A 19,902-nucleotide genomic window follows, 5' to 3' on the forward strand; every position below is an offset into this window, starting at 1 on the left:
GGCTTTTTTGTATTAAAGATAGCTATACTCAATTCTGACATATGTCCTTGCTATCTCAGTTTAGGTGCGTATGATCCCAAAAATTTTAACTGCAAATCGAGTCTCTTATGATCAATAACACACTCCCACTATTAGATTTACATCGCCACTTAGATGGTAACGTTCGTGCTACAACGATTTTAGAACTTGGCCAGCAGTTTAATATGGATTTACCGGCAACGGATCTCGAAGGTTTACGCCCGCATGTTCAAGTGTTGGACAATGCACCCAATCTAATGGCGTTTCTTGAAAAACTAGATTGGGGTGTAAAGGTACTAGGTGACTACGATGCTTGTCGCCGTATTGCGATTGAAAATGTTGCCGACGCAGTTGCACAAGGTATTGATTACACAGAGCTAAGGTTTAGTCCTTACTACATGGCAAAAACCCATAATCTACACCCACAGGGCGTTGTTGAAGCCGTAGTCGACGGTGTACAAAGTGCAGTTAAAGGCCAAGACATTAAGGTTAACCTGATCGGGATTATGTCACGCACATTTGGTGTTGAGAAATGCCAATATGAGCTAGACGCGCTACTTGCCTTTAAAGAGCAGTTGGTTGCGATTGACCTCGCGGGTGACGAGCTGGGCTTCCCAGGCGAGCTGTTTATTGAACATTATAAGCAGGTTCGCGATGCTTACCTTGGGGTGACGGTACATGCTGGCGAAGCTGAAGGCGCGGTAAGTATCTGGCAAGCCATTAAAGAACTAGGTGCAACACGTATCGGTCACGGAGTTAAAGCAATCCATGACCCAGCTCTGATGGACTATTTACGTGATAATCGTATTGGGATCGAGTCTTGCCTAACCAGTAACATTCAAACAAGCACTGTCGAAAGTTTAACCACACATCCATTGAAAGCATTTTTAGATCATGGTGTGTTGGCAACCATCAATACCGATGACCCTGCGGTTCAAGGTATCGAGTTGGATAACGAGTATAGCCATGCGGCTGCGGCGGCAGGTTTAGATTTGAGTGATATCCATAAAGCGCAGCGCAATGCGGTTGAGATTGCCTTTTTAAGCGAAGCTGATAAAAAAGCGTTGCTTACAAAGAAAGCGTAGACTGAAATTGCTGTGTGGGATCACCCCGCACAGCTAAGATAACTCTCTTTTAACGCCGCAACGACTTGGCTGCGTGTCACAATTCCAATCACTTTGCCTTCATTGAGTACGGGATAAACCTTAGGACTATTTTGCTGCATACGTTGTGCAAGGTCGACAACGGTTGTTGCAGCTTCAATGCTGAGGGCAGGCGTAGCCAGTAAGTCTCTCAGCTGTACTTTACCATCACAAAAGTAGCTGGAATTAAGCAAAGGCTTGAGTAGCTGCTGCTCTGAAATAAATCCAACAAGATGACGCTGTGCATCTATCACTGGCGCACCAATTAAATGATGCTTTTGTAGCAAACTAATCGCGTCGGTTAGTTCGGTCTCGGCGGTTAACAGTGGGAAATCGGGTGACATGATGTCACGAACATAGAGTTTACTCATCATACTTCTCGCGGTGTTTGTGTGTAATATGAGAGTAGCGGGTGAGACTGCTTTGGTAAAATGGATTGTTTTGATTGGTTTGTTCTGTTTTTTCAATGTGTGACCAAAGACCTGCCACACATTGGATAACGTTCTGGCTAATTAACAGAAGTCGAGATTACTTGATAAACGCAAAGGCATCGGCGTACATAAAGTCGCGCTCAGCACCATGATTGATAAAGTCATCACGCACGATGCCAATCATGTCAAAGCGGCCTGCCATATAAATGCTGTACGGCTCTAAAGAAACGATATCTTTCATCACAGCCTGATGAACGAAACCACGATGGCCTTTCCATGCTTCACTGGCATTTTCTACCACAGGAATAAACTGAAAGTGTTTATTTGAGGCGGCCCAAGCTTCCATCTCCGCTTTTGCATATAGCGCAGCTTCTTCTTTTACACCCCAGTAAAATAATACTGGTTGGTCGTAACCTGTTTCAGCCAAGTGATCGGCCATAGATTTGACATAAGAAAATCCAGTACCGCCGGCAAGGAGTACTAGTGGACGCGCTTGATCAACACGGATCTGAGATACGCCAAGACCAACTTCTAATGCAACGGTTTGCTTTGTATCAAAAGCGTTATGTAGGTGATCTAGTGACTGCATGGCATAAGAGTCAGCGCCAGAAGCACCGATATGTAGCTCTAACTGCTCTGTTTTTGAAGGGCTGCTGGCAATCGAGAAAGCACGTTTGTCTTTTTCACCAAGTACCAATTGCAGATACTGGCCGGCTTCGAATTGCACCGCTTCTTCAGGTTTTAATATAACTTTGTGAACAAATTCCGTAAGAGGTGTAATTGAGACAACCTCTGCTGCTAATACTTGCATGTGTTACCTTTATTAAGCACGTGGCTAAAGTCTGTGCACTCTAGCATAGCTGAGTGCACAATGTTAGATGATATATGTCATTTGATGGTGATCCCTAGGGTATCCCAAATTTCGTCAACGCGTTGTTTAACCTCGGGATCCATAACGATAGGCTCGCCCCATTCACGGTCGGTCTCACCCGGCCATTTGTTGGTTGCGTCCATACCCATTTTAGAGCCAAGGCCGGACACAGGGGAAGCAAAATCGAGATAATCGATAGGCGTGCTTTCAACTAAGGTGGTGTCTCTTGCGGGATCCATACGTGTGGTTATCGCCCAGATCACATCATTCCAGTCGCGAGCATTTACATCATCATCGCAAACAATGACAAACTTGGTGTACATAAATTGTCTAAGGAAAGACCATACGCCCATCATCACGCGTTTAGCATGCCCCGGATACTGCTTTTTCATGGTGACGACCGCCATGCGGTATGAGCAGCCTTCTGGTGGAAGGTAAAAATCGACGATTTCCGGAAATTGCTTTTGTAAAATCGGCACGAATACTTCGTTGAGGGCAACACCAAGAATGGCTGGCTCATCAGGTGGGCGGCCAGTATAAGTGCTGTGATAAATTGGATCTTTGCGATGCGTTATATGAGTGACAGTCATTACAGGGAAGTCGTCAACTTCATTGTAATAGCCTGTGTGATCGCCATATGGACCTTCTGGCGCAAGCTCGCCCGGTTGAATATATCCTTCTAAGACGATTTCGGCACTCGCTGGTACTTGCAGTTCGTTAGAAATAGATTTAACGACCTGTGTCTTACTACCACGCAGTAGACCTGCAAATGCATATTCGCTTAGCGTATCGGGAACCGGGGTTACCGCACCTAAAATCGTCGCCGGATCAGCGCCAAGTGCAACCGATACCGGATACGGTTCGCCCGGATGCTCTTTGCACCACTCCTGAAAATCAAGCGCGCCGCCGCGATGTGATAGCCAGCGCATAATAATTTTGTTTTTACCCAATAGCTGCTGACGATAAATCCCTAGGTTCTGACGCTTTTTATAAGGACCTTTGGTTACCGTTAACCCCCATGTAATTAAAGGTGCGGCATCACCAGGCCAGCAATGTTGAATAGGTAGTGTCGTGAGATCGACCTCATCACCGCTCAATACGACTTCTTGGCATGGCGCTTTTTTCACTTCCTTGGCTGGCATATTCAACACTTGTTTGAATACCGGTAGCTGGCCAATGGCTTCTTTAATTCCCTTCGGTGGATCGGGTTCTTTTAAAAAAGCGAGTAACTTGCCGACTTCTCTTAGCTCACTGACATCGCTTTGTCCCATCCCCATTGCAACGCGCTTTGGTGTGCCAAATAGGTTAGCCAGTACCGGAATGTCATAACCTACAGGGTTTTCAAATAGGATAGCGGGTCCACCTGCTCGCAGCGTTCGATCTGCAATTTCAGTCATTTCTAGTTTGGTGGAAATGGGCTGCTTGACGCGAACAAGTTCTCCTTGTTTTTCAAGCTGGGCTATAAAATCTCGTAAGTCTTGGTATTTCATCGGCGCACTATGAGTTGAGTTTGGCCTAGTATATCAACTAGGCATATTTTTCCTAGCTGTACGGATGGGATGGTGAAAAGGTTTAGTGACTCACTTTTGCGTCTACAGTATTTTGAAATAGACTACACTTTCAGAACTTATCGGCTTGTCAGTACGCCGGAGCAAGTGTATAAATTGTTATAAAAAGATGTGTGTGTTGAGTTGTTTTGATATGAAACAAGCAAAAATCGACTTTCGATGTAGCTCACATACCCTTTGCGCTATAGTCGCCGCGGTTGCATAAAACGATATCCTGAGGGGTCTGAGTTTGAAGTTGATGTCAAAATTGCTCGGGGGGCTGCTGTTGCTGTTTTGTATTTCAGCACCAGCTAACGAGTTACCATATTATACTTTTTCTAATCATAGCGCGGTGATGTTGATCATCGAGCCCACGTCTGGAAAAATTTTGGATGCCAATAAGGCTGCTGCCGCATTCTATGGTTATAGCGAGGCGGTACTAGAATCAAAAGTCATTCAAGATATCAACTTATTTACCGCCGAGCAGGTTGCCAATGAGCGTCACGCGGCTTTAAATGAAGGCCGTAACTATTTTATCTTCCAACATCAAACCGCAGACGGTAGTGTGAAAACAGTAAGTGTTCACTCGACACCATTTGAAGATAGCGATGGCAAACCTAGGTTACTTTCTATCATTCAAGATATGAGTGAGCAGCGTAAGCTACAGCAAGATCTTTGGCATTACCAAGCCAATCTTGAACAACAGGTCATGCTGCAGACTGAAAAAATCAAGCAAGCCAATATGGTACAGGTCATTTTGTTAACTGCGGTAATTGCTGTGCTTATTCTATCAATGGCGGTATTGATGACCGTTTTGGTCAGGCTGAGGCGCTCCAATCAGCGAGCACAAGACCAAGGTGCGAAACTTAGTGCCATTTTTGATGGTATTAAAGCATATCTGGTGTTTACGGATGAAACTCATCACATTGAAGCCGCTAATGGCTCAGTGTTAAAGGATTTTGATAGTTTAGAATCGTTAAAATCACAATCTATTTATACCTTATTTGATGTGCTTGATAGTGAAAAGCTGCTAACGGAAGGAACGCTTGAGTGCCAACTTGATGCGCGTTTTGGCTATCGCAATGTTCGGGTTTCTTGTGCCCCTGTAGTAAGCGAAACGCAAGCAAAGCTTGGTTTTATCTATGTTATTCAAGATATTACAGAAGAGCTTGAGAACGAAAGAGAACAGCGCTTGGCAAGTACGGTATTTGCGACAACCACTGAAGGCGTGTTGGTCTCCGACAAACATAATCAAATCCAAATGGTAAATCGCGCATTTAGCGAAATTACAGGCTTTGGCATGGATGAAGTGATTGGGGAAACGCCTGCAATCCTGAATTCTGGACGTCACGATGAGCGCTTTTTCAACGCGTTATACGATGACTTAGTTAATAGAGGCCATTGGGAAGGAGAGATTTGGAACAAGCGCAAAAATGGTGAAATTTATCCGAGTTGGCTGCAGGTATCCGCAGTATTTAATGAAGCTCGGGAAATTGATATGTATGTAGCCCTATTCAGCGATATTACCTCGAGAAAACGTAATGAACAGTTGATGTGGCAGCAAGCCAACTTTGATAGTTTGACGGGCCTTGCAAATCGCCATCATTATCACGTTAAATTTGATTTAGCGTTAAAACGAGCAGCTCAGCTAGAAGAGCGCTTTGCTATTTGTTTTATCGATCTTGACCGCTTTAAAGCAGTGAATGACACGCTTGGGCACCATATTGGTGATCTATTACTCAAAGAAGCAGCAAACCGTATTAATGAGTGCGTGCGCAGCTCTGATACCGTTGCAAGGTTAGGTGGGGATGAATTTGCTTTATTGCTACAAGATATAAGTTCTATCAGTGATTTAGAGCTGGTTGCGACGAAGATTTTACGTGCGTTAGCTAACCCTTTTCATTTGGAAGGGCACGAAGCTTATGTATCCGGTAGTATGGGGATCACGCTTTACCCAGATGACGGCACTGATCGAAAAATTTTGCTCCGTAATGCCGACAGTGCAATGTATAAAGCCAAGGAACATGGTCGCGACTGTTTTCAATTCTATACTTCAGCGATGCATCAACATGCCAAAGCGCGTAGTGTGTTAGAAAGTGCTTTGCATAAAGCACTGTCTAATCGAGAATTATCACTGGTGTACCAGCCCATTTTTTCACAGCTTGGCAGCGGCGACCTCGTTGGCTGCGAGGTGTTATTAAGATGGAAAAGTGAGTTGCTTGGCCATGTTTCACCCGATCAGTTTATTCCCGTTTGCGAAGAACTAGGCCTTATCTTACCCATTGGGGAGTGGGTGCTGTATCACGCTTGTTCTCAAGTTAAAGCCTGGCAAGACAACTACGGTAGACCCTTATTTATTGCAGTTAACGTTTCTAGTATTCAGTTTAAACGCCAAGATATGGTCGAGCTAGTAAGAAAAGTACTTAGAGATACCAAACTGGAAGCAAAGTATCTGACATTGGAAATCACAGAGTCGGTACTGGTTGAAAACTCAGACAAAATATTGTCACAGTTAAAAGCATTAAGAGAAATGGGCGTAGAACTGGCAATTGACGACTTTGGTACTGGATATTCGTCGTTGAGTTACCTCAAGCGCTTCCCGCTTTCTAAATTGAAAATTGATAGAACCTTTATTCGTGATTTACCTGAAGATGAAGAAGATAAAGCGCTCGTCAGTGCGATTATCTTGATGGCGCATAAATTGAACTTAAGGGTCATTGCGGAAGGGGTTGAAACCCCTGCACAATGCATGTTTTTAAAGAATTTACTGTGTGATATGACACAAGGCTATTTTCATTCTAAGCCTGTGGCACAACAAGAGTTTGAAGCAAACGTTTTGACTATGCAGTATCACAAGCAAAGTCACAGTTAACAAGGGTGGTCTTGGCATAACTTAGCCAGAGCCATTTGTGCTTTATGATTATCTTGCTCGGCGGCAAGTTTAAGCCAGTGGATCGCTTTTTTAATGTCTTTTGCACCGCCTTCACCATCGCGAAGCATTGTCCCATAGTTATATTGTGCCCACGGGTTGCCGGTTTCAGCCGCCGCGGCAAATCCCGCTTTTGCTTCTTCAAAGTTTCCTTGGCTGTAGGCGTGAATTGCTTCTTGATTCTGTGCTGAAATCTTAGGTCCATTGTATAGCGGCTTCGGCTTTTTAAATCGTTGTCTAACAACGCCGCCAAGCACATGGATCCCGACGGGTCTGTAGACGGAGACTATGGTGTCATCGTCAAGTAAGTCTAATAGGTTATCTTTTTCTAGCGTCAGCCTTTGTGGCTTAAAATAATGATCGGTCATTAGCATGCTGACACGGATATCTCGGGTGATGTTACGCATTGTGCGGTAAGTGTAGGCACTTTCCTTCACTTCAATGCTGTTATCTGTCAGCTCAGTAATTTGTAAGACCTGAAAAGCCGGATCATAAACTTGCCCAGTGTTTTTACCAGCATCAAAAATAATAAGGTCGTCGATTTGTGGGGACGTTAAGTATGTTTGATAACTGGCGACTTGTTGTTGATGTTGGTTATAAAAGTAAAGTGCAATAGTGACCACAATCAGTGTCGACACGGCAACTTTATATTTACTGATAACGTTGAATATTGTGTCGTAAAAGGAAAAAAATACGCTTTTGATTTCCATATTCTATTAGTTAGTTAGGTGTGGGTATGTCTAAGGTAGGCAACTTGAGTGTAGGGGACAAGTGTACTTGTCCCCATAAGTGTAAGATTTTATTTCCCTGCCATTTTCGTTTTGGCGTCGGCTGCCATTAAGGCAAATACAGCGTACGCCGCAGTATTTTGCTTTAACTTTGCCGGATCGACTTTATCAAGCGTGTCATCAGCTGTGTGGTGATAATCAAAATAATCCGTGCCATCTTGGTGTAAAGCGAAGATTGGCGCTGATGTGGCATTTTTCAGCGGAATTAAGTCAGGACCACCATGTGCGCTATTCTTGCCAATATAAGTAACACCGAGCGGCGCTAGCTGCTTTGCAATCTCGCGCACAACCGGTAAAGAGGCGGCATTTACGTTTGACTCAAACGCATACACTACATCTGCACCAAAATCGGACTCTGACGCGGCTACAATGCGGTCTAATTCTGCCTGATGCTTTTTAAAATAAGCTTTTGCTCCCCAGAGACCGAGTTCTTCTGCTGCAAATAGGACTACGCGGACACTACGTTTAGGGCGTTTTACATCGGCAATGTGCTTTGCTGCCGCCATCGTTAATGCAACACCAGCGCCATCATCGAGAGCACCAGTACCCAGATCCCAAGAGTCTAAGTGACCACCAATTAAGACATATTGCTCTGGAAATTCGGTGCCCGTGAATTCACCGATGACGTTGTAACTGGTTCCTTCACCTAAGTCCTCGGTTTGAATATTTAGCGCGACTTTAACGGCATGACCTGAGTTGATAAGGCGTGCTAGCTGATCCGCATCTGGGTTCGCAACTGCTGTGGACGGGATTTTTGTCACGCCCGCTTTATAGTGACTGCCGCCAGTGTGCGCGAAGCGGTGGTGGCTGGTGCTTACAGAGCGCATCATATAGGCGATAGCGCCTTTTTTTGCCGCTTCTACGGCGCCGCTATTACGAGCTCTTACCGCGGGTCCATAGCCATTACCATCAATGTCGCGGTTCATGCGGTAATTAATAAAAGCTATTTTACCTTTTAAGCTATTGTCTGGCGCGGCAATCAGCTCATCGAGGGTCTCAAACAACACGACTTCGCCACTTAAGCCATCTTTTGGTGTGCTAACGCTGTTACCGAGCGCAGTAAGGTGTAGCGGTTGTTCGCTCGGTATCAGGATTTTTGCAGACTCATGGTAGCGGCGCCATTCAGGAAAGGTTGCCTCCTCAAGCCAGACTTTGTCAAAGCCCAATTGCTCAAGTTGTTTCTTTGCCCAAGCTACCGCTTTTTTATCATTTTCGGTACCCGGTAAGCGTGGACCTACTTCTGTGGTGAGGGATTCTAGTAATTGCCAGCTTAGGTTGCTGTGGCTTGCCGCTTCTCTGACTTGTTTAACTTGTTCTAATTGTTGTGTAGTAAATTCTTCGGCTTGCAGTGCTGTACTCAAACCTGCGCTTAATAAACCAAATGCCAATAGTGATTTAAACTTCATGATAATCCTTGGTAAAAATGGAGTTACCGAGAGATTAAAGCATAAATTGTGATGTAAGTCCGTGTATTGCGATGAGGATAATTCATCCACAATCTAGGGGCGCTTTATCTTGGAATATTAGAGTAAAGCGGTTAGCGAATTTACACATTTGGTATAAAATACGCGATTAAGATAGCGAATAGGAAAGCACTGTGTCGATCACTTCATTTTCTCAATTACCTCTAAACCAAGCGCTTGCTCAGCGCCTTGTAGATCTAAACTACATGGTGCCAACAGCAGTACAGTCTGTGAGTTTAGCGCCGGCGCTGACTGGACGAGATTTAGTCGTGAAAGGGAAAACCGGATCTGGTAAAACATTGGTGTTTTCACTTGCGCTGCTGAATAAGTTGCAGCCCGGGTGCAATGAGGTTCAGGCTTTGGTGTTATGTCCAACTAGAGAGTTGGCTGATCAAGTCGCACAAGAGATCAGAAAAGTTGCGGCTTTAATTGGTAACGTCAAAGTGCAAACACTCTGCGGAGGAACGCCAATTGAACCTCAAACACGGGCGTTGCAACATGGCGCGCATATTGTTGTTGGTACACCAGGTCGGGTTGAAGAGCATGTTTTTAATGGCTCACTCATGCTAACTGAAACGCAGACTGTGGTATTCGACGAAGCTGATCAGATGCTGGATATGGGCTTTACTGAAACGCTAGAAAGCATTTTAGTGTATGTGCCTGAAGTTCGACAAACACTAATGTTTAGTGCGACTTACCCAGACAAGATCATGAAACTGGCGAAGCAATATATGCGTGAGCCAGAGTTTGTTGAAGCGAAAGAAGAACAAGCTCACCACAGCATTAAGCAAACCTTTTATAAGTTAGACAATAATAAAATGCGCTTTAACGCACTGAGAGTGCTGTTAATGCAGCACCAGCCGCAAAGCTGTATCGTTTTTTGTAATACCAAAGCTGAGACTAAGCGACTATTCGAAGAATTACGTCAAACCGGGCTTGCTTGTGTCGAGCTACATGGCGATTTAGAGCAAGGTGAACGTGAGTGGTCATTGCTCACTTTTGCCAACAAGAGTGCCAATATTTTAGTTGCCACTGACGTTGCCGCTCGAGGGCTCGACGTTGAGGAAGTTGAGCTTGTGGTTAACTATCATTTGGCGCTTGAGCCGCAGACGCATATTCACCGTGTTGGTCGTACGGGTCGGGGGGAGCACAAAGGTATCGCAGTATCTCTTTATGGAGAAAAAGAAGCCTTCAAAATAAAACAGTTGGCGGAAATATATGGTCAAGAGCTAAAACATGGCACGTTGCCGGGTCATTCACTGCTCGAAAAACCAGCCTATAAGTCGAATATGGTGACCCTCATGATTGAAGGCGGAAAGCAGCAAAAACTCCGCAAAGGAGATATCGTCGGCAGTTTGACTGGTGAAGAAGGCATAAGCTTTAAACAAATTGGTAAAATCAATATTTATGATGTGCAAACATTCGTGGCTGTAAAACGCGAGGCAGTGAAGCCTGCACTACGTAAGCTTAACAATAGTAAGATTAAAAATAAGCGCTATAAAGCCTTACGTGCTTAAGGCCTGCTTGAGCATTTCATACTCGTTCATTAAACGTTTGAATGTTTCCTCATCACCTGATTTATCTGGGTGATGAGTCAGGGCCAGTTTTCTCCAGCATTGACTTAACATCCTCCGATCATAATCTTCAGGTAGCTGCCAGCGTGTTTTAATCGCGTTTAATTCGTCATGCTTGATGGCAAGTTGCTGGCGAGCGCCGCTAAATGTAAATTGTTGCCAAAAATTATCTAACAGAACACTCACTTCTTCACTACTGGTTTCGTAATGCTGCCAGTCTAAATAGTAACTTCTGAGCGGATCATCTAACGCTAATGGATGTTTATCTAATTGTGGAGCTAGATAAATATTGAGTGCTTCTACATGTAGATATTGCCCCTCAGCTAACACTTCTTGCTGAAGTTGATACAGGGCATTCATGATCAGGAAGTTACGTTTAAATAGGTTTTTATTTTCATCTTCATCAAGGCGAGGTAGTTGCTGTTGTTCCATCAGAGCGGCGGCAATAGTGTGCACTTTTAAAGATTGATTTTGGCAAATTAGTCTAAAAATAACATCTGTTAGCGGATTGAACATTGTCGCCTCTTTAGTCTTGGTGTATCTTCACACTACCACGCAGACTAAATGATAAGCAATGGAGAGCAACAATGAATTTATCGAGGCTACTAAAGCCCTGGTCTGTGTTTGCCTGTAGCCTGTGTTTCTCCTGTTGTTTTCAAGTTAACGCCATGCTAAATGATAGTGCCCTTGCTGAGCGGATCTCAGAGGTCGAGCAAACCACCAATTGGCAACAACAAAAAATGCTGGGCACTGAGTTGCTCACGGAGCAAAACCTAGGAAAGACAAGAAAAATAGAGCTTTTGCTTAGTCTAGGTAAATCTGCTTACAAACAAAATCAATTCAAAGATGCACTCGTTTTTCTCAATCAGTTAGAGTTGATAACGCAATCAGATAGACTGAGTGACAACCATTTTTCAGCGGTAAAGGTTCAAGGGATCTGCTATTTTTACCTTGGTCATTATCAACAGGCAATTGAGTTTTACTCACGGGCATTAGCGTTAGCTGAGCAACGTAATGTCCCCATCGAAATGGCTAATTTACATAGTAATTTGGGGTTAGCGTATTTTAATAGCTTCACACTTGACTTGGCACTGCATAATTATTTAAAAGCAGATGAGCTTTACCAAGAGTTTGGTAATGCTCAAGATCATGCCGATATTTTACTGAATATATCGGGTGTTTATATTCGCCAAGGAGCCTATGACAAAGCGGAAGAAATGCTCCATGAAGCCCTAAACGCATTCGTCGAGCTAAACGATGAATATGGTGTTGCACTAGCTCAAGCAGATCTTGGCGTGCTATACACTGAGACTAAACGTCCCGTGCTTGCCAAAGCGTCGTACCAAGCAGCAATTGGTTATTATGAAGCGCAGAATGACGTCCGCCACTTGTCATTTGAATATGGCAACCTTGCTTTATTGAGCTATTCACAAAACCAATTAGAATTAGCCGAAAAAGAAGCAAACTTTGCGCTCTATTATGCTGAAAAGGCTCAGAATCCTGCCAACCTCATGGAAGCTCAGTTCACCTTAGCACAAATCTTCTTTGCTCAAGGGCGGCTAACAGAAGCGCTGACTAATGCAGAACAAAGTTTAGCGGCTAGTCGAGTTATGCATGAACAGAAAAGAGAGCGTATGGCACTTCGTTTGTTAGCGCTGATTGAGGCTGCACAAGGAAATATTAAGCGCGCTAGAGATTATGACTCACAAAATTTGGAAGCGCAAAACCGCTTGATGAATGATGACATGCTGAAACGGATTAATGACTATCGTGCTAAGTATGAGGCTAGTGAGCTTTCTCGAGAAGTCGAAGTGCTCAAGCAAGAACAAAAATTACAGCTACTTAAAGAGGAACAGCGCAGCCAATTACAATTGTTGGGTGTTATCATCGCGCTATTAACCTTACTGACCACTTTCGCACTCTATCGACGTAAGGTTGAGCAAAGAGCAAAACTAGAGTTAAGCCAAAAAGTAGCGTTGAGAACATCTGAGCTCCAGCAAAAAGCGGATGAATTAAAAGCAGCCAATCAAGTGAAAAGTCAATTTCTGGCAAACATGAGCCATGAAATCAGAACGCCACTTACTACGGTGCTGGGACATGCAGAAGACTTGTTGGTCGAACAAGATTTAAATGCTCAGGCACAAGCATCGGTCAGAACTATTTATAATCAAGGATTACATTTACGCGATCTCGTCAATGATATTTTGGATTTAAGTCGAATTGAAGCCGAGCGGTTAGAGCTAGAAGCAACTGAATTTTCGGTAAGCAGCTTACTTGCTGACTTATGCGATATGTTTCAACAAAATATACAGAGTAAGCAATTAGAGTTTATCGTCTGTGATCAGGTCAGGGCTAACGCTTATGTACGTTTGGATTACATTCGAGTAAAACAAATACTAATAAACTTGCTAAGTAATGCCCTAAAGTTTACCGAAAAAGGCCGTATCGAATTGGAAGTGTCTGAAACGCACCATGGTTTACAATTTGTGGTGAAGGACACCGGTATTGGTATGACTGAGCAGCAGATAGGTCGAATTTTTGATAATTTCCAACAAGCTGACAACAGTATAACAAGGCGCTTTGGTGGTTCTGGGCTGGGGTTAAGTTTGTCGAGCCAGCTTGCTCACATGATGAATGGTGAAATCAAAGTACAAAGTGTTGTCGATCATGGCAGTGCGTTTTCCTTCAGTGTACCTTGTACTGTTTATCTCAATACGGCTATTGCCGAAATTCAGGAGCCGCAATCTAAGCAACCTTTGCTCTCGGGTACGGTGCTGGTTGTGGAAGATCACCCAGAGAATCGGCAGCTATTCTCTCGGATGATTGAGCGAACTGGTGCGACGGTTATTGTAGCCGAAAATGGTGCTCGAGCGGTTGAACAGTGTCTTAGTGATTTTCCTGATGTGGTGCTTATGGACATTCAAATGCCAAGAATGGATGGGGTTGAGGCACTTCGGATCATTCGCTCAGCGGGTTACTCTGGTCCAATATACGCATTAACCGCTAATGTGTTGATGGAAGAGGTAAAATCATATATTGACTCAGGGTTCAATGGTCACATTGGCAAGCCGATTAATAAAAATGAATTATTAGCGGTATTGAATACGCACTTAAACTTTGAGTCTGACGGCAAAGCGTATGAACTTAATATTGATTTATCGGATTTGCGAGATAGTTTCGCAAGCACTTTTGAGCAAGAGCGCTACTTGCTGATTGATGCATGGCAAAACAAAGACCTGGTCACACTTCAGACTATTTGTCATAAACTGGCTGGGGCAGCATCCATGTTTGAATTTCCGGAGCTTGCAAGCATCGCAATCGAATTTGAGAAGGTACTAAAGCAAGGAAGTGAAGACCAATTTCAATCTCTGTTTTTAGCTATGTGTGATCAGCTAAAATCTCAAGAATCATTAGCCTCCTAAAATAGCTCTATATCGTCGGAATCATCCACCTTTAGATTGTCAGGTTGCTCATCATCACTGATAGATACTCGGGAGCTGTCTTTTCTGGTATCGAGTTCTGGCGTGTAATCTGAAATCTTAAACATGGATAACTTTGAATGAATACTTTGCGAAAGGGCAATGAGGTCACGATTGGAGACGGCCTGTATTTTGGTACTTGAAAGGGCATCGGAATTCAGGTGTACCATTGACTCTATACTTTCTTGAGCTGCGTCAGAGGCTTGTTTCTGCTCTTCAACTTGTTGATGAATGTCATGGGACATTTGGTTGATAGAAAGCATCGCATTTTCTATTTCATCCACTTCTTTTGTAGAAGCTTCGCTTAATTTTACGGTGTTATCTGTTTCCTTTAGTGCCGCTTGCATCAGCGCATAAACAGAGTCTGTACTGGATTGTATTTTTCTTATGACTTGGCTTACTTCCTTGGTTGATTGACTCGTTCGTGCTGCCAGATTACGCACTTCGTCAGCAACGACGGCAAAGCCTCGTCCTAACTCGCCTGCTCGTGCGGCCTCAATTGCGGCATTCAGTGCAAGTAAGTTGGTTTGTTCTGCAATACCGTTAATGACTTCAAGCACAGAACTAATTTCATTGCTGTCAGTTTTGAGCAATTCTATTTGTTCACTGGTTTTCTTGATGTTGTCTGCAAGTGTTAGCAGACTTTCTTGGCTTTTATCGGTATCTAATCGGGTCTGTTTCACTGCCGTTGTGGCATTCTCTACAGATGCGTAGATCTGCTCTAAGCTAGTATCTAAACGCGCAGAAATCTCTAACATAGACTGTATTGAGGTAGCTAAGTATTCACCATGAGTGTGCTGAAGTGTTGCCTTTTGTGTCATGGATGCATAGGTATCTCTTAAGCTATCCGCCATTGGGTGAAGTCGAGAAGAAGATGCGTACACTTCACTAATTATATGTTCTATAACGGCGAAGCAATCATTCATTAGTAGGCAGGACTTAGAAATATTTTTATCTTGTTCGTTAAAGCGATATGTTAGGTCGACACCATTGTCACTGATAAAATTGCGAACTAGATGCTCCATATCTTTTTCAGCAGAAGAGGCTTTTTTTAAACATAAGAATTGCAATAATGCCCCGAGTGTTAAAGCGCTAACTGCGACGGCCACTCTAGCCTCATCAGAGGATAGTAAGGTAATAGCGAGTGTTACTGAAGCCAAGTTAAAAAGCGTGACAGCGGCAATAATACGACTCGGCTTCATTCTATGTCCCTAGGTTCATTATTCAAATTTGGTTTAAATTCACTAGGTAAGGTATAGAACAAAAACAGGCAGTTGGCGAACCTGAAACGCAAAAAGCCAGCATAAGCTGGCTTTTCAATAACTAGACTTAGAGTCTACTTACTTACGACGCATTGAGTCGAAAAACTCATCGTTTGTTTTGCTCATGGAAAGCTTATCAATAAGGAATTCCATCGCATCGATTTCACTCATTTCATGCACAATCTTACGCAAGATCCACATCTTTTGAAGCTCATCAGTTTTCGTTAGTAGCTCTTCACGACGAGTACCTGAGCGGTTGAAGTCGATAGCTGGGAATACACGTTTTTCCGCAATCTTACGGTTTAGGTGTAGTTCCATGTTACCCGTACCTTTAAACTCTTCGTAGATAACTTCATCCATCTTAGAGCCGGTATCGATAAGTGCCGTTGCGATGATGGTTAAGCTTCCGCCTTCCTCAACATTACGCGCAGCGCCAAAGAAGCGCTTAGGCTTGTGAAGTGCATTGGCATCAACACCACCAGTTAATACTTTACCTGATGAAGGAATAACCGTGTTGTATGCTCGAGCAAGACGTGTAATTGAGTCAAGTAGAATAATAACATCCTTCTTATGCTCAACTAAGCGTTTGGCTTTTTCGATTACCATTTCAGCTACTTGAACGTGGCGGTTAGCTGGTTCATCAAACGTAGAGGCAATAACTTCACCTTGAACAAGGCGCTGCATCTCAGTTACTTCTTCCGGACGCTCATCGATAAGTAGTACCATCAAAGTTGCATCTGGGTTGTTGTATGTGATGGACTGAGCAATGTTTTGTAGCAACATTGTCTTACCCGCCTTTGGTGGTGCAACGATAAGTGCACGCTGACCTTTACCGATTGGAGAAGCAAGGTCTAATACACGAGCGGTAATATCTTCGGTACTACCATTACCGCGTTCCATTACCATACGCTCATTAGCATGAATAGGCGTTAGGTTTTCGAATAGGATTTTGGTACGAGAGTTTTCAGGCTTATCGAAGTTAACTTCATTAACTTTCAATAATGCAAAATATCTTTCGCCATCTTTTGGTGGTCTGATTAAACCAACGATGGTATCACCGGTACGCAGGCTGAAACGTCTAATCTGGCTCGGAGAAACATAAATATCATCAGGGCCAGCTAGGTAAGATGCTTCTGAAGAACGTAAAAAGCCGAAGCCATCTTGTAAAATTTCTAAAACACCGCCGCCGTATATATTCTCGCCGCTTTTCGCGTGCGCTTTCAAAATAGCAAAGATAATATCTTGTTTTCTTAAACGAGCTACGTTTTCAAGTCCCATGGACTCAGCAAGTTTTACAAGTTCATTGATTGACTTGTCTTTTAATTCGCGTAAATGCATATTGGTGGGTTCTTTATTACAGTTGTCATTCTCGTTAGTTTCACGAGAGAGGTTGATTTGATAAAGCTTAAAGGTTTGTGGCTTTATAAGTTAGCAGCTAGGCGTCGGGTCGTCCAGTGTTTATACAAATTTTATTCTATTAAAAATGATATAGATCAGCTTCACAACTGCGGCAGTTATGCCGCAGAGTGTGTAACAACTTGAATTACAGGTTGTTTTCTAGGAACTCAACGAGTTGAGTCTTAGAAAGAGCACCAACTTTAGTTGCTGCTACTGCACCATCTTTAAACAGTAATAGTGTTGGAATACCACGGATACCGTACTTAGGTGGAGTACCTGCGTTTTGGTCGATATTTAGTTTGCCGATCGCTACGCGGTCACCGTGTGATTCTGCAACTTCATCAAGGATAGGCGCAATCATCTTACAAGGGCCACACCATTCTGCCCAGAAATCTACTAGTACAGGCTTGTCAGATTTGATTACGTCAGCTTCAAAGCTGTCATCAGTTAGTTGGATAATTTTGTCGCTCATTACGCTCTCCGTTAGAATTAGGCGAAATATTTAATGCGTATTTAAACACTCTTGTTTCTTATTGCAAGTTTAAACGTTATGCTTTATTGCTATGACTAAGACACATTTGACCAATAAAAAATTCAACGACTTTGCTTTAGCGCCGGAAGTGGTCGCCGGTTTACAGGAAAATGGCTTCGAATTTTGTACGCCAATCCAAGCAAAGTGTATACCTTACATCTGTGAAGGCCGCGATATCGCGGGTCAGGCACAAACTGGTACGGGCAAAACTCTTGCGTTTTTGACCGCGACCTGTCATCGCCTATTGCAGACTAAAAAGGATAAAAAAACGCAACCTCGTGCAATTATTATGGCACCGACTCGAGAGTTGGCTATCCAAATACATAAGGACGCGCAAGTCATTGCGCCACGTTGTGATCTTAAGCTTGCCCTTGTATATGGTGGCGAAGATTACGAAAAACAACGGGCTCAACTGGAAAAAGGCGCGGATATACTAATCGGAACGACTGGGCGTTTAATCGATTTTTATAAGCAGGGTGCTTATAACCTCAATGATATCGAAGTGGTTGTGCTAGATGAAGCAGACCGAATGTTTGATTTAGGTTTTATCAAAGACATTCGTTATTTGTTCAATCGCATGCCAGGTCGTGAAGAGCGATTAAATCTATTATTCTCTGCAACACTGTCATACAGAGTGCAAGAGTTAGCATTCGAACACATGACCAATCCTATTCATGTGCAAATTGAGCCAGATGTTAAAACGGGCAAGCGTATTCAAGAAGAGCTATTTCACCCGTCAACAGATGACAAAATACCTTTACTACTGACTTTGATTGAAGAAGAGTGGCCAGAGAAGGCAATCATTTTTGCTAATACTAAGCACAGCTGTGAAAACGTATATGCATGGCTGAAAGCAGATGGCCATCGTGCAGGCTTACTTACTGGCGATGTGAACCAAAAGAAACGCCAATCAATTTTAGCGCAGTTTACGCGTGGCGATGTTGATTTACTGGTTGCGACTGATGTTGCTGCGCGTGGTTTACATATTCCTGAAGTAAGTCATGTGTTCAACTTCGACTTGCCGGATGACAGAGAAGACTACGTTCACCGCATTGGTCGTACGGGTCGAGCGGGTGCATCTGGACATGCGATTAGTTTCGCGTGCGAGCAATACGCCTATAATTTACATGAGATAGAGGAATACATAGAGCATGCAATTCCTGTTTCTCATTATGATAAAACAGCACTATTAACTGACTTGCGTGCGCCTCAAGTAAATAAACGTCGTCATTCAGGTCATGGTAATAGTGGTAACAAGCAACGTGGTGGTGGTCGCCGAACAGGTGGCTATAGAAAACCACAATCCAAGTAACCTTGGGTAGTAAAGTAGTAAGCGCTTAAAGCGATTTGTTGAGGTTTAAAAAGTGGCAAAGACTGCTTCGAAGGAAGATATTTACGCTGTAATAGACTTAGGTTCTAACAGCTTTCATATGTTGATAGCGAAACATATGGCAGGCGGTATTCACACCATTGGCCGTGTGAAAAGGAAGGTGCGGCTGGCATCTGGGCTTAATGACCAAAATGAATTGTCGCTTGAGGCGATGCAAAGAGGATGGGAATGCCTTGCTTTGTTTGCTGAGCGCTTACAGGATATCCCCAAGCAAAATGTCAGTATTGTCGCGACAGCGACATTGCGTTTGGCTACTAATGCTCACACATTTATCGAAAAAGCGGAGCAGATCCTTAATCATCAGGTAAATGTGATAAGTGGAGAAGTGGAAGCAAAAACCATTTATAAAGGTGTCGCTCACACATCTGCCTGTCAAGGTAAGCAACTTGTTATTGATATCGGTGGTGCGAGTACCGAAGTCGTGATCGGAAAAGGCTTTAATGCCTTACTGTATAAAAGCTTAAATATGGGTTGTGTGACTTATCTAGATAGGTATTTCAGCGATGGCCTATTAAGTCTCGAAAACTTTGACGCTGCTGAGCAGGCTGCAAAGCAGATAATACAGCCTATCCAGGCTAAATATATCAAGCTTGGCTGGGAGTTAGCCATTGGTGCGTCAGGTACTGTTCAAGCCATTCAGGAAATTTTCGCTGCGATGGGCGAGAATGAACAACTGACGCTAAGCAAGTTGGAAGAAGTAAAGCTTAAAGCAATTGAATGTGAAACGGTGGCTGCGCTAACTTTACCTGGGCTAATTGAAGAACGCCGCTTAGTCTTTGTATCGGGCCTTGCAATTTTGATTGCACTATTCAAGTCATTGGATATTCAATCTATGGGTCTTGCCGGTGGCGCACTTCGTGAGGGTGTACTTTATAGTATGATCCCTGATTTTCAGGCTGTTGATATCTGTCAGCGCACATTGGATGGTTTCACTCAGCGTTATCATGTTGATACCGAGCAGGCGCTGCGAGTATACGAAGTGGTGTCTGATATTATCGCCCAAGTGTCATCAAGCTGGAGTCTGGATGAACAAGCGAGTCTTCACTTGGCAAAGGCAATCGCATCTCTTCATGAAATA

15 protein-coding genes (1 of these 15 running past the window's edge) are annotated in these 19,902 nt (G+C 43.5%); 6 read left to right on the top strand and 9 right to left on the bottom strand.

The genetic code is table 11. The features are described 5' to 3' along the window. Window positions 1-107: 107 nt before the first annotated feature. A complete protein-coding gene (add, locus tag GSF04_RS05520; RefSeq protein ID WP_211858973.1) occupies window positions 108-1,103 on the top strand; it encodes an adenosine deaminase in 996 nt (331 codons plus the stop codon). A 20-nt stretch (window positions 1,104-1,123) separates the two neighbouring features. Here the strand turns inward: add and GSF04_RS05525 are convergent, their stop codons facing one another. The 3 genes from GSF04_RS05525 to ubiD form a co-directional block, all read right to left on the bottom strand. Further along, window positions 1,124-1,531, bottom strand: a complete 408-nt coding sequence (locus GSF04_RS05525) for a CBS domain-containing protein (RefSeq protein ID WP_039491023.1) — start codon at window positions 1,529-1,531, stop codon at window positions 1,124-1,126. 157 nt (window positions 1,532-1,688) lie between these two features. Then, on the bottom strand, window positions 1,689-2,402 hold the full coding sequence (fre, locus tag GSF04_RS05530) for an NAD(P)H-flavin reductase (protein WP_211858974.1): 714 nt from the start codon (window positions 2,400-2,402) through the stop codon (window positions 1,689-1,691). A 77-nt stretch (window positions 2,403-2,479) separates the two neighbouring features. Beyond that, a complete protein-coding gene (ubiD, locus tag GSF04_RS05535) occupies window positions 2,480-3,952 on the bottom strand; it encodes a 4-hydroxy-3-polyprenylbenzoate decarboxylase (protein WP_010378157.1) in 1,473 nt (490 codons plus the stop codon). 316 nt (window positions 3,953-4,268) lie between these two features. Here ubiD and GSF04_RS05540 point away from each other — a divergent pair, with 316 nt between their 5' ends. Continuing rightward, complete coding sequence (locus tag GSF04_RS05540) at window positions 4,269-6,881, top strand: EAL domain-containing protein (RefSeq protein WP_211859860.1); 2,613 nt, start codon at window positions 4,269-4,271, stop codon at window positions 6,879-6,881. Here GSF04_RS05540 and GSF04_RS05545 read toward each other — a convergent pair. Both GSF04_RS05545 and GSF04_RS05550 read right to left on the bottom strand, forming a co-directional pair. Next, window positions 6,878-7,648, bottom strand: a complete 771-nt coding sequence (locus GSF04_RS05545) for an SEL1-like repeat protein (protein WP_211858975.1) — start codon at window positions 7,646-7,648, stop codon at window positions 6,878-6,880. The two genes, GSF04_RS05540 and GSF04_RS05545, sit on opposite strands and share 4 nt — an antisense overlap. An 89-nt stretch (window positions 7,649-7,737) precedes the next feature. After that, complete coding sequence (locus GSF04_RS05550; RefSeq protein WP_017219416.1) at window positions 7,738-9,132, bottom strand: M20/M25/M40 family metallo-hydrolase; 1,395 nt, start codon at window positions 9,130-9,132, stop codon at window positions 7,738-7,740. Window positions 9,133-9,323: 191 nt separating this feature from the next. On the opposite strand from GSF04_RS05550, the gene dbpA reads away from it, so the two are divergent. After that, the gene (gene dbpA / locus GSF04_RS05555; protein ID WP_211858976.1) at window positions 9,324-10,706 is read left to right on the top strand and encodes an ATP-dependent RNA helicase DbpA; all 1,383 of its coding nucleotides are present in this window, start codon (window positions 9,324-9,326) and stop codon (window positions 10,704-10,706) included. Here dbpA and GSF04_RS05560 read toward each other — a convergent pair. Next, window positions 10,695-11,279 carry a DNA-J related domain-containing protein gene (locus GSF04_RS05560; protein ID WP_211858977.1) on the bottom strand — a complete coding sequence of 195 codons (585 nt, stop codon included), beginning with the start codon at window positions 11,277-11,279 and terminating at the stop codon, window positions 10,695-10,697. The two genes, dbpA and GSF04_RS05560, sit on opposite strands and share 12 nt — an antisense overlap. Window positions 11,280-11,431: 152 nt before the next feature. Between GSF04_RS05560 and GSF04_RS05565 the strand changes: the two genes are divergently transcribed. Beyond that, a complete protein-coding gene (locus GSF04_RS05565) occupies window positions 11,432-14,185 on the top strand; it encodes a response regulator (RefSeq protein ID WP_249122436.1) in 2,754 nt (917 codons plus the stop codon). Here the strand turns inward: GSF04_RS05565 and GSF04_RS05570 are convergent. From GSF04_RS05570 to trxA, 3 genes are all read right to left on the bottom strand, one after another. Beyond that, the gene (locus GSF04_RS05570; protein ID WP_211858979.1) at window positions 14,182-15,444 is read right to left on the bottom strand and encodes a methyl-accepting chemotaxis protein; all 1,263 of its coding nucleotides are present in this window, start codon (window positions 15,442-15,444) and stop codon (window positions 14,182-14,184) included. The genes GSF04_RS05565 and GSF04_RS05570 overlap by 4 nt on opposite strands. 138 nt (window positions 15,445-15,582) lie before the next feature. Then, window positions 15,583-16,842 (bottom strand): transcription termination factor Rho, encoded by a 1,260-nt coding sequence (gene rho / locus GSF04_RS05575; RefSeq protein WP_010378171.1) that lies wholly within the window; start codon window positions 16,840-16,842, stop codon window positions 15,583-15,585. 205 nt (window positions 16,843-17,047) lie between these two features. Then, window positions 17,048-17,374 (bottom strand): thioredoxin TrxA, encoded by a 327-nt coding sequence (gene trxA, locus GSF04_RS05580; protein WP_010378172.1) that lies wholly within the window; start codon window positions 17,372-17,374, stop codon window positions 17,048-17,050. A 91-nt stretch (window positions 17,375-17,465) separates the two neighbouring features. Between trxA and rhlB the strand changes: the two genes are divergently transcribed. Both rhlB and gppA read left to right on the top strand, forming a co-directional pair. Further along, window positions 17,466-18,746 carry an ATP-dependent RNA helicase RhlB gene (gene rhlB, locus GSF04_RS05585; RefSeq protein WP_017219421.1) on the top strand — a complete coding sequence of 427 codons (1,281 nt, stop codon included), beginning with the start codon at window positions 17,466-17,468 and terminating at the stop codon, window positions 18,744-18,746. Between the two features lie 52 nt (window positions 18,747-18,798). After that, window positions 18,799-19,902, top strand: partial view of a guanosine-5'-triphosphate,3'-diphosphate diphosphatase gene (gene gppA, locus GSF04_RS05590; protein ID WP_211858980.1) — the 5' portion only. 405 nt of this gene lie beyond the right edge of the window; the window shows 1,104 of its 1,509 coding nt (coding positions 1-1,104); its start codon is at window positions 18,799-18,801; its stop codon lies off the right edge, out of view.

Source organism: Pseudoalteromonas sp. A22 (genome assembly GCF_018141345.1).
GTDB lineage: Bacteria > Pseudomonadota > Gammaproteobacteria > Enterobacterales > Alteromonadaceae > Pseudoalteromonas > Pseudoalteromonas maricaloris.